Source organism: Shinella zoogloeoides (genome assembly GCF_020883495.1).
GTDB classification, from domain to species: Bacteria; Pseudomonadota; Alphaproteobacteria; order Rhizobiales; family Rhizobiaceae; genus Shinella; species Shinella zoogloeoides.
Genome location: NZ_CP086613.1, coordinates 20,083 through 36,622, shown reverse-complemented (window position 1 = coordinate 36,622; position 16,540 = coordinate 20,083). Strand labels below are relative to the sequence as shown.

Below are 16,540 nucleotides of genomic sequence, written 5' to 3'. Positions count from 1 at the left end.
CGACGCCGGCTATTTACCGGTTTCAGCAGCACCTGCCGCCGGCGTCGACATATTCATTTCGCTGCGAATGTGAAAAGCGCTGTAGGCAATGACAGAGACTACGAAGCCCAGCAGAACAAAAAGCATGATGCGGTTCTTGCGCCGGATCATGCGCGCACGCTGTCGAATGTCGCTTGGATCAGTCATCCGACGCCCCGCTGACAGCAGACGTGCCCGAATAGGGATCGGCAAGGGCAGCCTCCGGCCGACTGACCGGATATTTTATGATCGAGATATCCTCCGCCAGCTTCGAAGCCCCCTGTTTCTTCAGAAGAGCCCGGAAGCTTGGATGCATGCCGCCGTCCACATAAGCGAGCGCTGCGGAAGACTTTTCGGCGGCGAGTGCCGCCTCCACCTTGCCACGCTCCGTCGCCACCATTGACAGGAGGTCGGCCGAAGCCCCGCTGGACGATACCGGACAGGCGGCGAGCGGATTGCGCGGATCGCCGCCCTCGAACTCCCTGTTGAACACATAGCGCCGTTCGCAGGCGGCAACCTTTGGCTGTCGCTTCGAAAAAGCGAAGTGGTCGTGACCCTCCTTGAGGGTGAGCCAGAACGGCATGTTCGGATCCCCTCGATGCTTGGCGAGGTTTTCCGCGGTCATGCGAAACGGATAGGCCTGGACCTGAAAGCGGTCCTGACCGCTCTGCAGCGCCTTCTGCGCGATGGCATAGATCTCACCGACGCCCTGGTCGGTCATGGCATAGCAACCCGACGAGGAGCAGGCACCATGGACCATCAGCGCCTCACCGGTGTAGCCGAGCGCGGCTTCAAGACGGTTGGGATAACCGAGATTGAAGGAGACATAGTATTGCGACTGTGGATTCAGCATGCCGGCTGAGACATGATAGAAGCCTTCCGGCGCCTGGCGATCGCCATCTTTCGTCTTGGGGCCGAGTTTGCCGGACCACCGGCACATCGGATAGGTCTTGAAGAGCTTGTAACGGCCTGATGCATCCGCCTTCCAGACCTCCAGCTCACTCTCCTGCTTGAATATCCGCACAAGGACAGGATCTTCAGGCCGCATACCCTTCTTCGCCATCGCGGCCACGACGGCGGCGGAAAGCTTTGGCGGCTCGCTGGAGAGTTCGGCAAGCTCCATGGCAACGCATCCCGATAGCATGATCGCGATGAGAGAGACGGCGAGGAATTTTGGCAGCAGAGAATGGAACGACCGCATGAGATGCCGGGACACGAGAATGATCAGAACAAGGGAACGGGATTGCACGAAAGAAACGATAGCCTTGCGCTATTCCCCGCCCTCGGCACCATGCTCGTGTCCGTCATCCGATCCCTCAGGCATCGCAACATCGGGCACGAGCTTCTCTATCCGCGCGGCCGCCTTGAGGTCAGCGACGATCTTGCTCACCGCCTGGGCTTCCATGCCGCGGCGCAACTCCGTCGACACAACCTCGAATGCCGGTGGTTCACGCTTGCGCCGCTCTTCGAGTTTTACGACATGAAAGCCGAAGGGCGTCTCCACGGGCTTTGCGGCAATCTCACCGGTCTTCATCGTTACGATCGCCCCTCCCAGCTCCGGCGGGAGTTGTTCCATGGTCAGAAAGCCAAGATCACCGCCGCTCTTCTTCGACGTCTCATCCAGCGAAACGCTCCCGGCCACCTCTTCAAAGGACTTGCCCGCGGCTATATCCCTCATCGCTGCCTCAGCGCCAGCCCTGTCCTTCAGCAGGATGTGCCGGACGCGAACCTCTTCGACCGACGGCATGGCGGCGACCCGTTCGTTATAGACCTTGCGCAGTGCGTCCTCGGTTACAGCGGCGGCGGCAGCCTTGGCGAGATAGGCCTGCCGAAGCGCCTGTTGCCTCAGGAACACCATCTGCCGCTTGAACGTCTCGTCGTTCTCCAGCCCGTCCTTGATCGCGGCGTCAGAGACCACCTTGAGGTCGATCAGCGCATCGACGACCGCGGACTTGCGTGCCTCGGGTGTTGCCTTGGGGTTGGGATCGCCGAGGAACGAGGTTGCGAACGATACGTCGGATTCCAGAATCTCGGAATCTCCGACGCGAGCTGCTACCTGGTCCGCCCGTTCCTCGGCGAAGGCTGGAACAGCAACCAGAAAGAGCGCGGAAAGAAAGACGTTCCTGATTTTCAGCAGCATCACTTCTTTGCTCCCGCGACAATCGGTTCGATGACGGCGCGCAATTGCTCGATCGGCATTACGCCGGTGTATTTTTCACCGTTGATGAAGAAGGTCGGCGTCGAATCGACGCCAAGTTCCTGACCTCTGGCCGCGACCGCATTGACCTTGTCGAGCAGCGCCTGGTCGCTAAGGCAAGCCTCAAGATCGGCTTCCTTGAGACCGGTCATCGACAGGACCGAGAGGAACCCTTCCTTGCCGTCCTGAGCACGCGCCCAACGCGGCTGGTTACGGAAGAGGAGGTCGACCGTCGGATACCATCTGTCGTCACCCATGCAGCGGGCAAGCATGAAGGCGGCGGTCGCGCGCGGATCAAACGGGAACTCACGCAGAATGAATCGGACCTTACCCGTATCGATGAACTCTGCCTTGAAGGCTGGCCACACGTTCAGGTGAAAGTTGGCGCAATGCCCGCATGTCATCGACGCATATTCGATAACGGTAACCGGTGCGTCGTCGCGTCCCAGAATCCGCTCGGGCAACGGCCCCGGCTGCAGAAGGTCCGTCGCCGCGCTTGTGGCGGTCGTCTGCGCAACTACGCGGTTTGCGGCAAGCAGGGTGAAAGCTGCCGCGGTCGATCCCAGAAATTGCCGCCTGAACATCTCGTCTCCAAATCAAGGGAGCCGGATCATAAAACCTCTAGGTGCTTGAGGTGCAAGAGGCATAAACGCGCGCCACGATTTTTACGACGGATTCAAAAGAAGGGTCGGATTCAAGCCCGCCGGGGCCCCATGCCGATCCATCAGCATGCCAGAATTGACGTCGTCAGCATCACGTTTGCCAGACCCGCGTGATCAAATGCGCCAACGCGATCACGAACGCCGCGATGCTGGGGAGCGCAGTCAGGGCCATTCCAAACGCACGGCCACCGGCCCCTTTTGAGTACCCGACTAAGAAGCAAACGCGGCCGACACCGAACAGGACCACAGAAGCCGCGATAAACGGCATCATCGCCGCGCCTTCCAGCATCACGAGCGCGGATAACGTCACGGACGCGATGACGAATTGTTCGAGCGTGTTTTGAAGAAAAGCGGCTGCAACGGCAATTCTAGGGCTCGGGCGAGAGTATGCCGATCCGCCGATATCTTCCGCAGAATGACGTCGGCCTCGTGCCACCATGGCGACACCTATGATGACCCAAACGACGAGAAGCAAGTTCGCGGCGGCTATGAATAATAGCCGCGATTCCAGATTTTCGTCCGGGAAAACCTTGGCGCCGCGTAGAAAGTATTGCGCGCCACCGAGGGCCAGCATGCACACCATGGCAGCCGCACCGCTTCTCAAGAGGATTTTGCGCTGCTCTTTCCGAAGTTCAGCTTTGGACGACGGGACGATTACCATATCAACACTCCGCACCGTATGTGTCTGAACGTAAAGCTCTTGCTGTCAGGAGCGCTCGATCGCGGGTGCCAGAGCTAAGTTCCGCTAGGCATGGTTTGGATAACCGGCAATTCGTCGGCGGCTGCGATTGTCGCCGTGCTCGTGTCGCAGTTTGGTCGAGACGAAAAAAGCTCGGACGGCGAAGCCTCCTCGACCCCGAACTTCAGTGAACGGAACCGACCAGCGGAGCGTCGCCGTCTCGAATGGACACCCAGCGCCCCGTATGGTCGACCGCCTGTCGCTTCAGGTAAGTGTAGCCAGTTTCGTCCCAGTTCAAGACGGCATCCGTCAGATTATCAAGAATGACGTCTCCGATGTCGGTTCTCACCGTCAGAACGGCGTGCCCCTCACCGTTCGGTCGACGCAATACCGTAATGAGCACCGTTGACGACGGGATACCATCCTCGATCAAAACACGACGTTTTGCGAGCACATAATCCTCGCAATCGCCTGCATCGACTGGATAGGTCCAGTATTCTTCCACTCCGTATAGATCAAAATCACTTATGGGCTTGATTGCTTTATTCACTGAAACATTCAATTGCTGCAACTGCGCAAGGAACTCGCTCGACATTGGCAATGGCGCCGTTTTCCTGGAACGTAACGTGCATTCTGACGTGTTTCGCTTGCAAAACTCAAAATGACCGATTGGTTGAGACGTGAAATTTCCCGTGACCATCGCGGACGGATGAGCCCATGCGCCGTTGCCGACAAAAGACCAGAGAGCCGATAGGCTCGCACCTGCGATCAACCGTCCGAAATTCATCACCACTCCGATTCATTCCTGATCAACGTGTCCAGATTATTAATGATTCCCGTCTCGCGCGTCCATGCGCCTGACACTCGGAGAGCCGAAGACACCGCTCAACGTGGTTCGAGCGTTCCAAACCATGCAACTAGCGCAACGGCCAATAGCCCAAGCGCGATCTCGAGTCTGGTTGCTCTCGCGAGCGCCGACAATGCGTCGGGCCTGTCCCGAAGACGCGGCACCAGGAAGTAACGATTGCACACCGCAAGTCCGACCATGGCCATTGTCACGAACACCTTCAAAGCCCAAAGCAGCTGATAGCGAATGCTCCAGTCAAGCGGTATTCCTTCGAAGATCCAAAGAGTAGCAATCAACCCGGTCACGAGCAGAAGCGAAACCCAAAAATGGCCCTCGCCTGAATAACGGATAAGAATCATCTTCGCGTCAAGCTTTTCCACGTCCGGCAGAAGCCGCAAGACATACGGCAGCGCACCCAACCAAGCTCCCGCAGCGATCTGGTGAAGCACGTCATTCGCCTGCCGCACATACCCGAATACGCCTTCGGATGCTGCGGCATGTCCGGTCATCGATTGCGCAATGAACACGATCACTATCGACAGCACGGTGGCCCTTGTCCATTGCATGACAAATGCAAACGCAGCCACCGTGATCGCCGCCGCCTGGAGAGCCCACGACCTTCCGGGCGTGGTGAAAACTATGACATCCCGAAGAAGGCCCGGTTCAAAAATATCGCCCCACCCGTCAGAAACCCGGGCCGCCTGTGCCGGCAGGAGAATAAAGACCGCGACAACCAGGCACAGAATCATCCACCCCTCGAAACGCATCCTCTCTGCATGAGGCTGGAGGCGCCAGCGAAACAATGACGCCCCCCAGATCATAAGGGCTGCTCCGAATATTGCGCCCCGGCACAGGATGAGGACAATTACCGGGTCCGCCATTCACGGCACCTCATTTGACGAAAAAGCTAAAGCTGCCGTTTATCTTATGACCATCCTTGGAAAGAGCATCCCATTTGACATCATACCTTCCTGAAGACAGCGGCTCCGGAAGGGGCGCAAGAAGCGTATGACCATCCTGCGAATTGACAGGCTTGCCCAGTCGCACCGCCGCACCATCAGGCCCGGTGAGTTCGATACTGCTGAAGCGCAGGTTGACGGTTTCGGAGAACGTGAGCTCAAGCGACCTTGGTGCTTCCACGGTCGTATCGGCAGTCGGCGACGAATTCTTGAGCACGGAGTGCGCCATTGCCGGGGCGGCCGTCAAAACTGTCATTGCAAAGGACGTTAAGAATAAGGCTTTGAATTTGTTCATGTCGCTGCACCGTCCTGAATATTGGGTCGCCGTCATCGACGATGACGGCGGGTTGATAAGATGATTGGGGCAGCGGAGCGCCACGCCGCACGGCTGCAGGCTCTTCCCGCCTCAATCCGCGATGATTGCCTATCCTGCGCACAAAGCCGCCGAGCCGGGCGACGTGTACCGTTGCGCACAGGTGAATAACTGTCATGGCATGACAAGAAGCCGGGTCGTGTGTGGCGTTGCTTCAAGAACTCACGTCGTCGGTACCTGCGCCAGCAGTTCCTCGAACACCTTCCTTGCCTTGCCTATATGTTTGACCGTCCTGGCCTGTTCTAGGTTGACCGGCTGCCCCACCGCGATGAGCGCCACCATCCCCATTCCATAGTGCGGAAGGCATTTTACACCATAGATGCCTTCCTGCTCGACGGTTACCGTGATCTGCTCGTTGATTTTGCCTTTGAACGCGTTCGCTCCATCCGGGATCAATCCCTTGATGGTTTCGGCATTGTGGCCCTTGTCGACGGGCACAAAGGTCACAGTATCGCCAGGCGCGGCCACAATGAAATCGGGCTCGAAGACCATCGCGCCCTTCTTGCCTTTGTTGAGCATCATCACCTGATGGTCTTTCGTTGCCGCTCTGACAGGCAGCGCCGTCAACGCTATGGTGCCAATCGCTGCACCCAGCAATACGTCTCGTCGTTTAAGCATGTGGTTTCTCCTTCACAATCTTGCACGATTGCAGGATATCGCCTGCCTGTTCGGAACACTTTGGTCAATCGCAACCGGCAAAGCGAGATGTCGCGCGGCGAACTGCCGCTGCTGGCCGCCAGCAATACTACCCATCCGCGCCAACCATCGATGATGGACCTACAAGGGCCGAGAGGCTCATTGCCGCCTTCACGATGCGCGCAGCGACATCGGCATTAGAGTCGGTGCTGTCGGAGCAGCTGTCAGTATGTCTAATCATCGCCGAGTGCGATCGGCAGCAAAACTCCGAACGTGGATTGCAATAGTGATCTGACTCTTGCCGATGCCACGAATCAAACGCACGGCATCGAAAATTACCGGCAATTTCAACGGGTCACGAGCGAAGGCAGGCGCTTCGCCCCTACTCTGCACATCCCGGTAATCGCCTGTTAAGTATAATGCCGTGAGATAGGTCTTCGAAAATCCAGCGATCCGGGCATTACGCGCATGCACCGCGCCGTCATGAAGTTGATCATTGTCCTCCTTATGTCGCTCGTCGTCGGGACAAGCGCCGCGGCGTCGGTGGCGGCGCGCAGCCACGCGCTGTCCGACCCGTTACAGAGCAGCGTGAGCCTTTTGGCGATAGACACTGATGATTCAGAGCTTGACCATCCGGCGAGCCTAGAAACCTGTCACGAAGCCTGCAGCTGGCTGGTCGCGTGGTTCTGGCCGGTGGCCGCACCGGTCCGCCGGATTCGCCCCAATCAAGCTTTCGACACGCAATCATCAGTTCCAGCCCGGCTGATTCTGCCTCCCCCTCGCTCGGCTTGAACCAACCGGGGACGCCCGCGTGCGCGATCCGGTCTCCGGTGTGACGCGACCGCGGCACACGCTCGGCCGCTCACCCACCATTCCCATTTCATTGCCGATTGCAGACCGCATAGCGAGCCCTGCCCGTGCCAAGGAACACTTCCATGAGACGACTTTCAAACCACGACACCGAACAATCACCAACAGCGGAGCGGCCGGCCTCCCCGGTTCTGGATCGACGGACCTTCGGCCTTGCCGCCGTCGCTCTCCTTGCCTCACCCGCGCTCGCCGTCGCGCAAGGCAAGAAACATACGATCGACATCGATGAGAGATTTCTGCCGCAACTGGTGACATCTCCCTATCCGGAAACTGCCGGCACCATCGTCGTCGTGCCGAGGGATCGCTTTCTCTATCTCATCGAAGAAGGTGGTCTTGCCCGCCGCTACGGCGTCGGTGTCGGGCGCGCGGGCCTGGCGTTCTCTGGCACTGCGACTGTCGGCCGGAAGGCGAAATGGCCAAGCTGGCGCCCGACCGACAACATGATCCGGCGTGATCCGAAGAAATATGCGCGCTATGCCGACGGCGTTCCCGGCGGGCCGAAGAACCCGCTGGGCTCGAGGGCTCTCTATTTGTTTCGAGACGGCAGAGACACCCTCTATCGCATCCATGGCACGACCGAGCCCTGGACGATAGGCAAGGCGGTTTCGAATGGTTGCATACGAATGGTCAACGGTCACGTCGAAGACCTCTATGAGCGCGTCCCGGTAGGAACACGCGTCGTGGTGGTTTCGTGACGGCGCGGCAGGTGCTTGTCATCGGAGCCGGCCAAGCTGGCCTTGCCGCAGGGTACTACCTGCGCAGGGCCGGTCTGCCTTTCCTGATCGTCGACGCCCATCCGCGCGTCGGCGACAGCTGGCGCAGCCGCTACGCTTCGCTGACCCTGTTCACTCCACGCCAGTTCAGCGCCATTCCAGGCCTGCCCCTTGCCGGCAACCGGGAGCAATATCCGAGCCGCGACGAGTTTGCTGTCTACCTGGAAGACTACGCCGCGCGTTTCAGCCTGCCGGTGCGATCGGGAACACGGGTCGCGCGCCTGTCGCGTGCGAACCGGGTCTTCCTCGCAGAAACGGACTCGGGCGAGAAAATCGAAGCTAGTGAAGTGATTGTCGCGACCGGGGGTTTTCAGAAACCGATAGTCCCGTCCATCTCTAGCGGCTTCGGATCTGAGGTGCTGCAGTTGACGCCGCAAACCTATCAGAAACCAGCGAGTGTGCCCGATGGACCGGTCCTCGTCGTTGGAGACGGGGCAAGCGGTCGTGACATCGCGCTTGAATGCCGGACCCTGCAACCTGTGATGCTTTCCCGGGGCAAGCCTCGAAAACTGTTCCGAGAAGGGCTGTTCGGGAAGTCGATCTGGTGGTGGCTCCGCTTGCTCGGAATTCTGAAAGCCTCGCCGGAGTCATGGATCGGCCGCAAGGTGCGCGCTGCCGATGCCTTTCCTGACCGCGGACAAGGCGACACACACCTGGCGCAGGCAGGTGTCCGGCTTGTGCCGCGCCTTGTCGCCTCCTCAGGCGAGACGGCGACGTTTTCCGACGGCAGCTCCGCCACCGTGCGAACGGTTATCTGGGCGACCGGCTATCGCGACGAGACGGCTTGGGTGGAGATTCCGTCGGCCGTAGGACCGGATGGCACGTTCTCGCACACCAACGGCGTTTCCCCTGTGCCTGGGCTCTACTTCGCGGGCCGGCCGTGGCAACGAAACAGGGCGTCCGCTCTCGTCATGGGTGCCGGGCCGGATGCCGAGCGCATCGTCGAGGAGATTGTCCGCCGGCAACACCGTCAAGGGGCCGATCGATGACCACCAGGCATCAACGGCTTCTTAAATCTTTGTTGACCATAATCCTCGCAAGCAATCTGCGGCGAGATGTCTCTGCCGCCCCGTGATGTATCTCGTTTGGATCGGAACTACTGTGTCTGAGTATCCTGTGACTGCGTTTCTTGCGCGCCTGTTCCACGCTGCTGCCGACAAGGGAATCGAGACGATTGCGCGCTGGGTTGCGCAAGCCTCCACAATCACGGCCGCCGCCGCCTCTGTCGTCGCACTGACCGCTGCCACGGCTGCCGCGGAAGATCGATCGCTGAAACTGTTCTTCACCCACACCGGCGAGCGGGCGACGATCACCTTCAAGCGCGACGGCAGGTTCGACCCGAAGGGTCTCGCGCAGGTCAACCGCTTCCTGCGCGACTGGCGCCGGAACGAACCTGCTCGCATGGACCCTCGCCTGCTCGACCTCGTCTGGGAAGTCTATCAGCGCAGCGGCGCGAAGGATTACATCCACATCGTCTCCGCCTACCGCTCCCCCGCCACCAACAATATGCTGCGCGGTCGTTCGCGCAGTTCGGGCGTCGCCAAGAACAGCCAGCACACGCTCGGCAAGGCGATGGACTTCTTCATCCCTGGCGTGAAGCTGGCAAAGCTCAGGGCCACCGCCATGCAAATGCAGGTTGGCGGCGTCGGCTACTATCCGAAATCGGGCTCGCCCTTCGTGCATCTCGATGTCGGCAATGTGCGCGCCTGGCCACGGATGTCGCGTCAAGAGCTTGTGCGCATCTTCCCGAACGGCAAGACACTGCACGTTCCCGCCGATGGTCGCCCCCTGCCCGGCTACAACGTGGCCATGGCGGACTACAAGCGACGCGTCGGCTCGAAATCGATCGTGGCCGCGAGCTCCGCCGGCGCTGCACTGTCCGAAGATGACACCTCGCCGAACAGTCTCGTGACCGCGTTGCTGCCGACACGCAAAAGCCGCGCGGAAAAGGCGCTCGAGATGCAGGCCGCGGGCGAAATGACCGTCGAACAACCGGCGTTCTTCGACCTGGCGACCATCAGCGCTCCGCTCCCCACGTTTCGAGCAGCTGAAATCGAACGCGTTGTGAGTGTAAACACCTCCGCTTTCATTCCCTCCTCAACGTTCAAGGCCATGGGAGGCCTCGGCATCACGGGGCGGGTATTGCGCCAGCCCGCTGTCGCCGAATCCGGCCTTCTTGACCTTCACCAGGCAAGCGCATGGACGGTTTCCGACAAGGCGATGCTCGATTGGGCGCTTGCACCGGCCGAGGCGCTTCAACGGCTGACGCTTCCGGCTAGCCTGCAGCGTGCCGTCGCAAGCGTCGACGATACGCGACGCGGTTCGCAAACAACACGGGCACTTGATGCGTCGAGCACCTTCAACCCGGACCGCTTCGGATCAGACGGCTGATTGAAGGGCACGATCACGCGTGCCGGGCGAGAAGCGCGCCCCGCGGGTCCACCTGGACCGTGACATGATCGATGCCGTGCCCTTCCTTGAGAAAGGACGCGACGACCGACGGCAGGGTCAATGGGTCGATCCCCTCCTTAGGGCTGACGTGGACGGTCGCGACGATGCTTTCGTCCGTCAAGGTCCATGCATGGAAGTGGCCCGCCTCGGCGATGCCCGGCAGATTCAGGAGGCCCGCTTCGATTTCATCGGCAACAATGCCCTTCGGCGTGGCCTGCAGGAGCACGCGGATGGAATCGGAAACCAGCCCCCAGGCCGAGCGGATGACAAGGCCGGCGACCAGCACCGAGAGAAGCGGGTCAAGGATGCTCCATCCGGTCAGCATGATGCCGATGGCCGCCACAATGGCGCCGACCGATCCGAGAAGGTCGCCGACGACGTGAAGAAGCGCGCCACGCAGGTTGCTGTCACCGCTGTCGCCGGACCATAGCGCATAGGCGCCAACAAGGTTCACGACGAGACCGATGGTCGCGACAACGAGCATCGGACCGGCGAGGATTTCCGCTGGCTGGTTGATGCGCTGCACGGCCTCCCAGGCGATCCACGCGACGAGCAGCAGCAGGGTCGCGCCGTTGGCAAGGGCCGCCAGGACCCGGACACGGTGAAAGCCGTAGGTCCGCTGCGCATCTATCGGCCAGCGCGCCACACGATAGGCCACCAGCGCAAGCAGCAAGGCTGCCGAATCCGAGACCATGTGTCCGGCGTCCGCGATCAGCGCAAGAGAACCTGCAAGCCAGCCACCAATTGCCTGCACCAGCGCATAACCGGCGGTCAGGATGAACACGAGCCTGATCCGGCGCTCGTTCGATTGCGTCACCTCGGCTCCGTGTTGGTGGTCGTGATCTCCATCGGAATGCGCATGCCCCGGCTCGCTGCTCATCATCTTGCGCCCTCGTTACCAGCTTTATCGCGACTGCTTGGAAACTGGTGCGGTAGCGGGCGAACGTCAATCATCCATGTAGATGGTCCGGTGTCCATATGCCGCATTTGTGAAGGACAGTGCGTCATTATTCCGGCGAGAATTCTGGTAAGACAACATCCGGATCAAAAGTCGGAGAACCTGGGCCATGCGCATGATCGCCTGCGCTGCGACAATGTTTGCAACCACGCTGCCGGCTTTCGCCGCCGGCGCTTCGGACGATTTGTCTCTCCATGATAATCCGCCTCGCGCCTTGCTGGTCGAGCACGCCGAACTCCTCGTTGTGGATCAACCAAGCGGTCAGACCAAGGGGTTCCTGACGATCTGGAACGGGACGGACGGCGAGATGCGTCTGTCGTCTGTCGCAAGCGAGACCTTTCGATCGGTTTCGACGCTGTCGTCACAACCCGCCGATGATGTTTCCCAGCAGCGCCGCTTCGAGGATTTCGTTCCGATCCCCGCTCATGCCGAGTTGAGAATGCAGCCAAATGGCATTCGGCTCCTTCTTGGGGATCCAGTCTCCGACATGACGGGGCGCCAGGCCGACCGCTTGACGCTGATGTTCGACGACGGCACGAAACTGGAGGTGATCGCCAAGATCGTCAGCTCCCGTGACGAACTCGTCAGGCACCATCACGGTCAGGTCGAAGCCGATCCGGGTTGAATCGTCTTGTTGGCGGCAGCAGAGTCGAAAAGGAGCAAACACCCGTTGTGCCAACAGAGTTGCTGCATTGTCGGCGCCGGCCCTGCCGGCCTCATGCTGGGGTTGCTTCTGGCACGCGCCGGCGTTCCCGTGACGGTGATCGAAAAGCATGACGATTTCCTCCGGGATTTCCGTGGCGACACCATTCATCCCTCGACCCTCGAGGTCATGGCCGAACTCGGGCTGCTCGACGAATTCCTTGCCCTGCCGCATCAGCAAGCCCCTGCCCTCTACGCCGAGATCGACGGCCGGACGGCGAAGATCGCCGATTTCTCCCGGTTGCCGACCTGCTGTAAGTTCATTGCCTTCATGCCGCAGTGGGATTTTCTCGACTTCCTTGCCCGCAAGGCCGCCGCCTATCCCGGCTTTCGCCTTCTCATGGGCTGCCAGGTCGTGGGCCTCGTGGAAGAAGACGGTGCGGTGCAGGGTGTCCGGATCATCGAGAGGGGGAACGAGAAGACGATCCGCGCGTCGTTGACCGTCGGTGCCGATGGACGGGAATCGATCGTCCGGCGCGAGGCCGGCCTTGAGATCGAGGACCTCGGCTCGAATGTCGATGTCCTGTGGATGCGGGTTTCCCGCCGGCCGGACGATCCGGCGATGCCGATGGGTCATGCCGGCCCCTCCCAAGGGCTCGTCATGATCGACCGCGGCGACTACTGGCAGATCGGCTTCGTTATCGGCAAGGGACGCTTCGAAGACGTGAAAGGCGACGGGCTTTCGGAACTGCGGAAGCGGCTGGCGGCTGTTGCGCCCCTCCCCCTGGAACGGTTCGAGGAGATCGCCGGCTGGCCGGACGTTCACCTGCTGCGGGTTCGCATGGACCGCGCCAGGCGCTGGTGGAAGCCGGGCCTGCTCTGCATCGGCGATGCCGCCCACGCGATGTCGCCGATCGGCGGGGTCGGGGTGAACCTCGCGGTGCAGGACGCCGTCGCCGCCGCAAACATCCTTGCCGGGCCGCTGAAGGACGGGTCGTGCTCCTCCGGGCATCTTGCCGCGGTTCAGAAGCGTCGCGCATTCCCGACGAAGGCGACGCAGAAGGTCCAGCTGATGATGCGTCGCAAGCGCGGTCCCGCGGCCGACGCGTCCCAGCCGAAGCGGCCGCCGGCCTTCCTGCGGTTCATCGCACGCTCCCGGCTCCTGCCGCATCTGACGGGACGGCTGATCGGGATCGGGTTCCGCCCCGAACATGTTCGCGGCTGAGCACAATCGAGATGTCGCGGCGGTGACCGCGGCACCCGCTTACGCCTTTCTTTCCTGAAGGATATTACCGCCGTCCACGACCAGCACGGCGCCGTTGATGTAGCTCGCCTTCGGCGATGCCAGAAAGCCGACGGCGGCGGCGATCTCGTCGGGCGTTCCGGCGCGCCCGCAGGGCGTCGCCTCGGCCGCGCGGCGCTCCTCGTCCGTGGAGGCGCCGGTTTCGACCCAGCCCGGAGCAACGGCGTTGACGGTGACGCCGCGCGGGCCGGCTTCGAGCGCAAGCGCGTGGGTCATCCCCACCATGCCGGCCTTGGCGGCGGATAGGCGGTCTCGCCGGGATTGAAGACATAGGGGCGGCTCGCGAAATCTGGTGTGGACCGATTGCCCACGCCCCAACGTCGTCCAGACCAGCAGTCAACGTTCAGACGGCTGGAACCACTCCATCGGACTCCAGACGGTTAGAACGCCGATCAAGCTGAACACTACTGAAGTGGCCACTAAGGCGAAAAGAACGGCAAAAACAATTTTTCTCATCATCTATCAATATCTTCAAAGTCGCGCTGTTTGTTCGGTAATTTTGCTTCGAGTGTTGGCATCCTGCTTAACGGCGGTTTGACAGAAAGCGTATCGCAACTGATGCTATAATGGGCGCCAAAGTAAGCACGACAATGCCTAGGAACCAGATCGCGAATATGGCAGGCTTGGCGATCATGCCTGCGAAGTTCAACATTTGCCCGGCGATGCCGCTGCTGTTGAGAACCTGAACCGCGTCTCCGGCGGCCTTTCCGCCTACAGCTTCCGCAACCCCCTCTCCACCGTCGATGGCGCCGAGCACAGTGGCCTTCAACCAAGCGATGAGGGGGTCTGCGGCAAGGTATCCGAGCCAGGAGAGCCCCGTCCATCCAATCAAGAGGACGAAAGCGCCACCCCAAAACAAGGACCGCCCTTTTCTCGGCCTTTGGGCGTGACCATACGTGTCTGTGAAAAGACTCCAGTCTCGCGACTTTTCGACATTTTTGCCAATACGGGTCAACGGTCTAATCTCGAGGCCACTACCATGATTACGTAGCAATCGCCGCCCTAATTCCTGGCTACGGGAGGTAATACGGACGAGTTCCTCTTCCAGCTTCTTCAAGCGAGCAACTTCTCCCGCACATCGATCGGCCAATTGCTACATGACAATCCGGTCAGCCTGCTTGCGTGAATTCTTTGGATGATGCTTCAGTTGGATAATTTCGCGGATGGCGGCTATCGGCCCCCAAGATTGCAAGCGTGTCGGATAAGCATGAGCCGGTTGCTCTCTTCATTGGAATAGCGCCGATGGTTACTATCGGAACGCTCCGCGTGGGATCGAAGCCTCATTTGCTCAAAAGAGCGGACCGTTTTGGATTTTAATGCCGCTCAAACGTGAGAGATCGCCTATACTCATCATCGTCACTCTCCAGGTACTTCTCGGGAGGCGCGCCGTAGAGTGATATATCTGTTTCAGCACTCAGTCAAACAGCCGCCCCAGAAATGAGCGGTGGCGATCGCCACGCTCATACCCGTGGCTGGAGTGGCCGTGGTCGGAGCGATGTCCATGGGAGATCTGCTGGACCTGAGCGGACTGACCGCTCTCTTTGGGGGTCGCAAGGCCGATACCCAGACTGCGGTCAATTATCTTGTCCAGTTCACCGCGATCCAGCCATACGCCGCGGCACTGCGGACAGTAGTCGATTTCAATGCCCTGGCGTTCGCTCATTACAAGATTCACGCGGCAGGAGGGGCAGAGAAGCCCAGTTTCCGAGGCATTACCAGAACTCATGACCATAATCCTTGAAGTCTTGCCGTCTAGGCAATCATGGTTTCAACGACTGTCTGCAAACGTAGTTTCTCTAGTGGCTATAGGGTCAAGACTAGCCAAGAAGGTTTTAGTGTCTTTGACAAAATGTCGCGGCTAAGCCAATGATAGCCGTATGCGGGAACGCCCCATGAGGCCGGGCGACCGCACTCCGTGTCTGGTCTTTAGGATCAGGAGCCCGGGAGGGCCGCCAATGCCCTGCGACAGGCGGCGTACATGTCGAGATCACGCTCGTAGGCTTTGGTCGTGACGTTCATCATGCCAAGCAAGCTGGAGAAGAGATTATCGTGCGACAACGGCATGGTCGCAGATTTTTTCAGGCAATCGAGATTTAACCCCATGGATGAGGCGAATTGCCGATCGAACCATGCGATCAGCGGCACACGCGTCTGTTCGTCTGGCGCCATGAAGTAGGGCGTGCCATGCAGGTATAGATTATTCTCGCCGAGCGATTCGCCATGGTCCGAAACGTAGAGGAAGCCGGTGGATAGCGTCACTGTCCGCGCCTTCAGACGTTCTACGATCTTCGATAGGATGAAATCCGTATAGAGAATGGCGTTGTCATAAGCGTTGACGATCTCCGCGTCCTTGCATCGGGAAAGCTCCGTCGTCCGGCAGTCAGGAATGAATTTTCGAAACGCATCCGGATAACGCTCGTAGTAAGCCGGTCCGTGATTGCCGAGTTGATGCAACACCAGAACGCTGTCCTTCGTAATCCCGTTCAGCCATTCATCGATTTTCTCCAGGAATATCTCGTCTTTGCAGTCACCGTCCTTGCAGAACCGTGAATCGGACGATCCTGTAATGATCACGTTGCGAACTCGGTCGGCAACACCCTTGCTGCCGGTATTGTTTTCCATCCAGGTCACATCAACGCCCGCTCGGACGAGAACATCGAGGACGTTCTCGTTCTCCAATCCGGTCTTATGGTCGTAACCCGATCGCTTCAGATTGGAGAACATGCAGGGTAAGGAAACGTCAGTGGCCGTGCCGCAGCTTGAAACATTCGAAAAGTAGATGACGTCTTGCCGTGCGAGCTCCGGATTGGTCTCACGCGCGTACGAGTCTAGGCTCAGGACTTCGGTAACGGGGCCGTTCCAGTCAAGCAAAATGTAAGGGCCGCAGCAGCGCCGTCAGGCTGCCGATGCGGCAAATAATCCGACAAATTCCCTTTCGCCGATGCCTGGCTTGCTGTGCCCTTCGTTTGAGGTCACCCCGGGTTCATGCTTCGGTCCGTGGTCAGCGCGATGGCTGCCAACATGATGCTGGTCCAGTGCGGCAATTCCGATGTGCCCATCTCGTTGGCGTGCTCGACCGAGGCCGGCGACAGTCCTGACCACGGCATCATCGGAACCGCGTCCCTGTTGGGACCTCGAAGGTCTGCGGTCAGACAGACATCAACGACATGGT

General features: G+C 59.9%; 21 protein-coding genes and 1 pseudogene. 5 read left to right on the top strand and 17 right to left on the bottom strand.

Annotated elements, in window-relative coordinates:
- Positions 1-9: 9 nt before the first annotated feature.
- From K8M09_RS23035 to K8M09_RS22990, 10 genes are all read right to left on the bottom strand, one after another.
- Complete coding sequence (locus K8M09_RS23035) at positions 10-186, bottom strand: hypothetical protein (RefSeq protein WP_156031939.1); 177 nt, start codon at positions 184-186, stop codon at positions 10-12.
- Entirely contained in the window at positions 179-1,219 is a 1,041-nt protein-coding gene (locus K8M09_RS23030) for a L,D-transpeptidase family protein (protein ID WP_023514668.1), read from the bottom strand. Before K8M09_RS23030 ends, K8M09_RS23035 begins: the two co-directional genes overlap by 8 nt.
- 69 nt (positions 1,220-1,288) lie before the next feature.
- Positions 1,289-2,158 (bottom strand): peptidylprolyl isomerase, encoded by an 870-nt coding sequence (locus K8M09_RS23025; protein ID WP_023514667.1) that lies wholly within the window; start codon positions 2,156-2,158, stop codon positions 1,289-1,291.
- The gene (locus tag K8M09_RS23020) at positions 2,158-2,799 is read right to left on the bottom strand and encodes a DsbA family protein (RefSeq protein WP_023514666.1); all 642 of its coding nucleotides are present in this window, start codon (positions 2,797-2,799) and stop codon (positions 2,158-2,160) included. The genes K8M09_RS23025 and K8M09_RS23020 overlap by 1 nt, the downstream gene beginning before the upstream one ends.
- Before the next feature lie 169 nt (positions 2,800-2,968).
- On the bottom strand, positions 2,969-3,538 hold the full coding sequence (locus K8M09_RS23015) for an MAPEG family protein (RefSeq protein ID WP_160787246.1): 570 nt from the start codon (positions 3,536-3,538) through the stop codon (positions 2,969-2,971).
- A gap of 202 nt (positions 3,539-3,740) precedes the next feature.
- Positions 3,741-4,343, bottom strand: a complete 603-nt coding sequence (locus tag K8M09_RS23010) for a transglutaminase-like cysteine peptidase (RefSeq protein WP_023514664.1) — start codon at positions 4,341-4,343, stop codon at positions 3,741-3,743.
- 98 nt (positions 4,344-4,441) lie between these two features.
- Entirely contained in the window at positions 4,442-5,284 is an 843-nt protein-coding gene (gene copD, locus K8M09_RS23005; RefSeq protein ID WP_160787247.1) for a copper homeostasis membrane protein CopD, read from the bottom strand.
- A gap of 10 nt (positions 5,285-5,294) precedes the next feature.
- Positions 5,295-5,657 (bottom strand): copper homeostasis periplasmic binding protein CopC, encoded by a 363-nt coding sequence (copC, locus tag K8M09_RS23000; protein WP_023514662.1) that lies wholly within the window; start codon positions 5,655-5,657, stop codon positions 5,295-5,297.
- Between the two features lie 240 nt (positions 5,658-5,897).
- On the bottom strand, positions 5,898-6,353 hold the full coding sequence (locus K8M09_RS22995) for a pseudoazurin (RefSeq protein WP_023514661.1): 456 nt from the start codon (positions 6,351-6,353) through the stop codon (positions 5,898-5,900).
- Positions 6,354-6,608: 255 nt separating this feature from the next.
- Positions 6,609-6,932, bottom strand: coding sequence for a hypothetical protein (locus K8M09_RS22990; protein ID WP_160787248.1), 324 nt, complete (start codon positions 6,930-6,932; stop codon positions 6,609-6,611).
- Positions 6,933-7,306: 374 nt separating this feature from the next.
- Here K8M09_RS22990 and K8M09_RS22985 point away from each other — a divergent pair, with 374 nt between their 5' ends.
- The 3 genes from K8M09_RS22985 (at position 7,307) to K8M09_RS22975 (ending at position 10,405) form a co-directional block, all read left to right on the top strand.
- The gene (locus tag K8M09_RS22985) at positions 7,307-7,936 is read left to right on the top strand and encodes a L,D-transpeptidase (RefSeq protein WP_023514660.1); all 630 of its coding nucleotides are present in this window, start codon (positions 7,307-7,309) and stop codon (positions 7,934-7,936) included.
- A gap of 11 nt (positions 7,937-7,947) precedes the next feature.
- Positions 7,948-9,003 carry a flavin-containing monooxygenase gene (locus K8M09_RS22980; RefSeq protein ID WP_229342557.1) on the top strand — a complete coding sequence of 352 codons (1,056 nt, stop codon included), beginning with the start codon at positions 7,948-7,950 and terminating at the stop codon, positions 9,001-9,003.
- A gap of 127 nt (positions 9,004-9,130) precedes the next feature.
- Entirely contained in the window at positions 9,131-10,405 is a 1,275-nt protein-coding gene (locus K8M09_RS22975; protein ID WP_024270352.1) for a DUF882 domain-containing protein, read from the top strand.
- A 13-nt stretch (positions 10,406-10,418) separates the two neighbouring features.
- Here the strand turns inward: K8M09_RS22975 and K8M09_RS22970 are convergent, their stop codons facing one another.
- A complete protein-coding gene (locus K8M09_RS22970; protein WP_229342556.1) occupies positions 10,419-11,348 on the bottom strand; it encodes a cation diffusion facilitator family transporter in 930 nt (309 codons plus the stop codon).
- A gap of 184 nt (positions 11,349-11,532) precedes the next feature.
- On the opposite strand from K8M09_RS22970, the gene K8M09_RS22965 reads away from it, so the two are divergent.
- A complete protein-coding gene (locus K8M09_RS22965) occupies positions 11,533-12,048 on the top strand; it encodes a copper chaperone PCu(A)C (protein WP_160787249.1) in 516 nt (171 codons plus the stop codon).
- A 45-nt stretch (positions 12,049-12,093) separates the two neighbouring features.
- The gene (locus K8M09_RS22960; RefSeq protein ID WP_023515149.1) at positions 12,094-13,290 is read left to right on the top strand and encodes an FAD-dependent oxidoreductase; all 1,197 of its coding nucleotides are present in this window, start codon (positions 12,094-12,096) and stop codon (positions 13,288-13,290) included.
- Between the two features lie 39 nt (positions 13,291-13,329).
- Here K8M09_RS22960 and K8M09_RS22955 read toward each other — a convergent pair.
- From K8M09_RS22955 to K8M09_RS22935, 6 genes and pseudogenes are all read right to left on the bottom strand, one after another.
- Positions 13,330-13,631, bottom strand: a pseudogene (locus K8M09_RS22955) (SDR family NAD(P)-dependent oxidoreductase); the annotation flags it as partial.
- A 260-nt stretch (positions 13,632-13,891) separates the two neighbouring features.
- Positions 13,892-14,425 (bottom strand): hypothetical protein, encoded by a 534-nt coding sequence (locus tag K8M09_RS22950; RefSeq protein WP_160787250.1) that lies wholly within the window; start codon positions 14,423-14,425, stop codon positions 13,892-13,894.
- Positions 14,426-14,538: 113 nt separating this feature from the next.
- Positions 14,539-14,652: a MerR family transcriptional regulator gene (locus tag K8M09_RS23800; protein WP_130521425.1), complete on the bottom strand. Its 114-nt coding sequence runs from the start codon at positions 14,650-14,652 to the stop codon at positions 14,539-14,541.
- 130 nt (positions 14,653-14,782) lie between these two features.
- Positions 14,783-15,100 (bottom strand): TFIIB-type zinc ribbon-containing protein, encoded by a 318-nt coding sequence (locus K8M09_RS22945; RefSeq protein WP_081870558.1) that lies wholly within the window; start codon positions 15,098-15,100, stop codon positions 14,783-14,785.
- A 200-nt stretch (positions 15,101-15,300) separates the two neighbouring features.
- Positions 15,301-16,239, bottom strand: a complete 939-nt coding sequence (locus K8M09_RS22940; RefSeq protein ID WP_229342554.1) for a phosphoethanolamine transferase — start codon at positions 16,237-16,239, stop codon at positions 15,301-15,303.
- Between the two features lie 101 nt (positions 16,240-16,340).
- Positions 16,341-16,478, bottom strand: a complete 138-nt coding sequence (locus K8M09_RS22935) for a hypothetical protein (protein WP_229341934.1) — start codon at positions 16,476-16,478, stop codon at positions 16,341-16,343.
- Between the last annotated feature and the right edge of the window lie 62 nt (positions 16,479-16,540).

Bases quoted from the DNA above. Each gene is read 5' to 3' on its own strand.
- K8M09_RS22935 (WP_229341934.1), bottom strand. From the start codon at position 16,478: ATGATGCCGTGGTCAGGACTGTCGCCGGCCTCGGTCGAGCACGCCAAC.
- K8M09_RS23020 (WP_023514666.1), bottom strand. From the start codon at position 2,799: ATGTTCAGGCGGCAATTTCTGGGATCGACCGCGGCAGCTTTCACCCTG.
- K8M09_RS23010 (WP_023514664.1), bottom strand. From the start codon at position 4,343: ATGAATTTCGGACGGTTGATCGCAGGTGCGAGCCTATCGGCTCTCTGG.
- copD (WP_160787247.1), bottom strand. From the start codon at position 5,284: ATGGCGGACCCGGTAATTGTCCTCATCCTGTGCCGGGGCGCAATATTC.
- K8M09_RS23030 (WP_023514668.1), bottom strand. From the start codon at position 1,219: ATGCGGTCGTTCCATTCTCTGCTGCCAAAATTCCTCGCCGTCTCTCTC.
- K8M09_RS23025 (WP_023514667.1), bottom strand. From the start codon at position 2,158: ATGCTGCTGAAAATCAGGAACGTCTTTCTTTCCGCGCTCTTTCTGGTT.
- K8M09_RS22995 (WP_023514661.1), bottom strand. From the start codon at position 6,353: ATGCTTAAACGACGAGACGTATTGCTGGGTGCAGCGATTGGCACCATA.
- K8M09_RS23800 (WP_130521425.1), bottom strand. From the start codon at position 14,652: ATGAGGCTTCGATCCCACGCGGAGCGTTCCGATAGTAACCATCGGCGC.
- K8M09_RS22945 (WP_081870558.1), bottom strand. From the start codon at position 15,100: ATGGTCATGAGTTCTGGTAATGCCTCGGAAACTGGGCTTCTCTGCCCC.
- K8M09_RS23015 (WP_160787246.1), bottom strand. From the start codon at position 3,538: ATGGTAATCGTCCCGTCGTCCAAAGCTGAACTTCGGAAAGAGCAGCGC.
- K8M09_RS22985 (WP_023514660.1), top strand. From the start codon at position 7,307: ATGAGACGACTTTCAAACCACGACACCGAACAATCACCAACAGCGGAG.
- K8M09_RS22965 (WP_160787249.1), top strand. From the start codon at position 11,533: ATGCGCATGATCGCCTGCGCTGCGACAATGTTTGCAACCACGCTGCCG.
- K8M09_RS22970 (WP_229342556.1), bottom strand. From the start codon at position 11,348: ATGATGAGCAGCGAGCCGGGGCATGCGCATTCCGATGGAGATCACGAC.
- K8M09_RS23035 (WP_156031939.1), bottom strand. From the start codon at position 186: ATGACTGATCCAAGCGACATTCGACAGCGTGCGCGCATGATCCGGCGC.
- copC (WP_023514662.1), bottom strand. From the start codon at position 5,657: ATGAACAAATTCAAAGCCTTATTCTTAACGTCCTTTGCAATGACAGTT.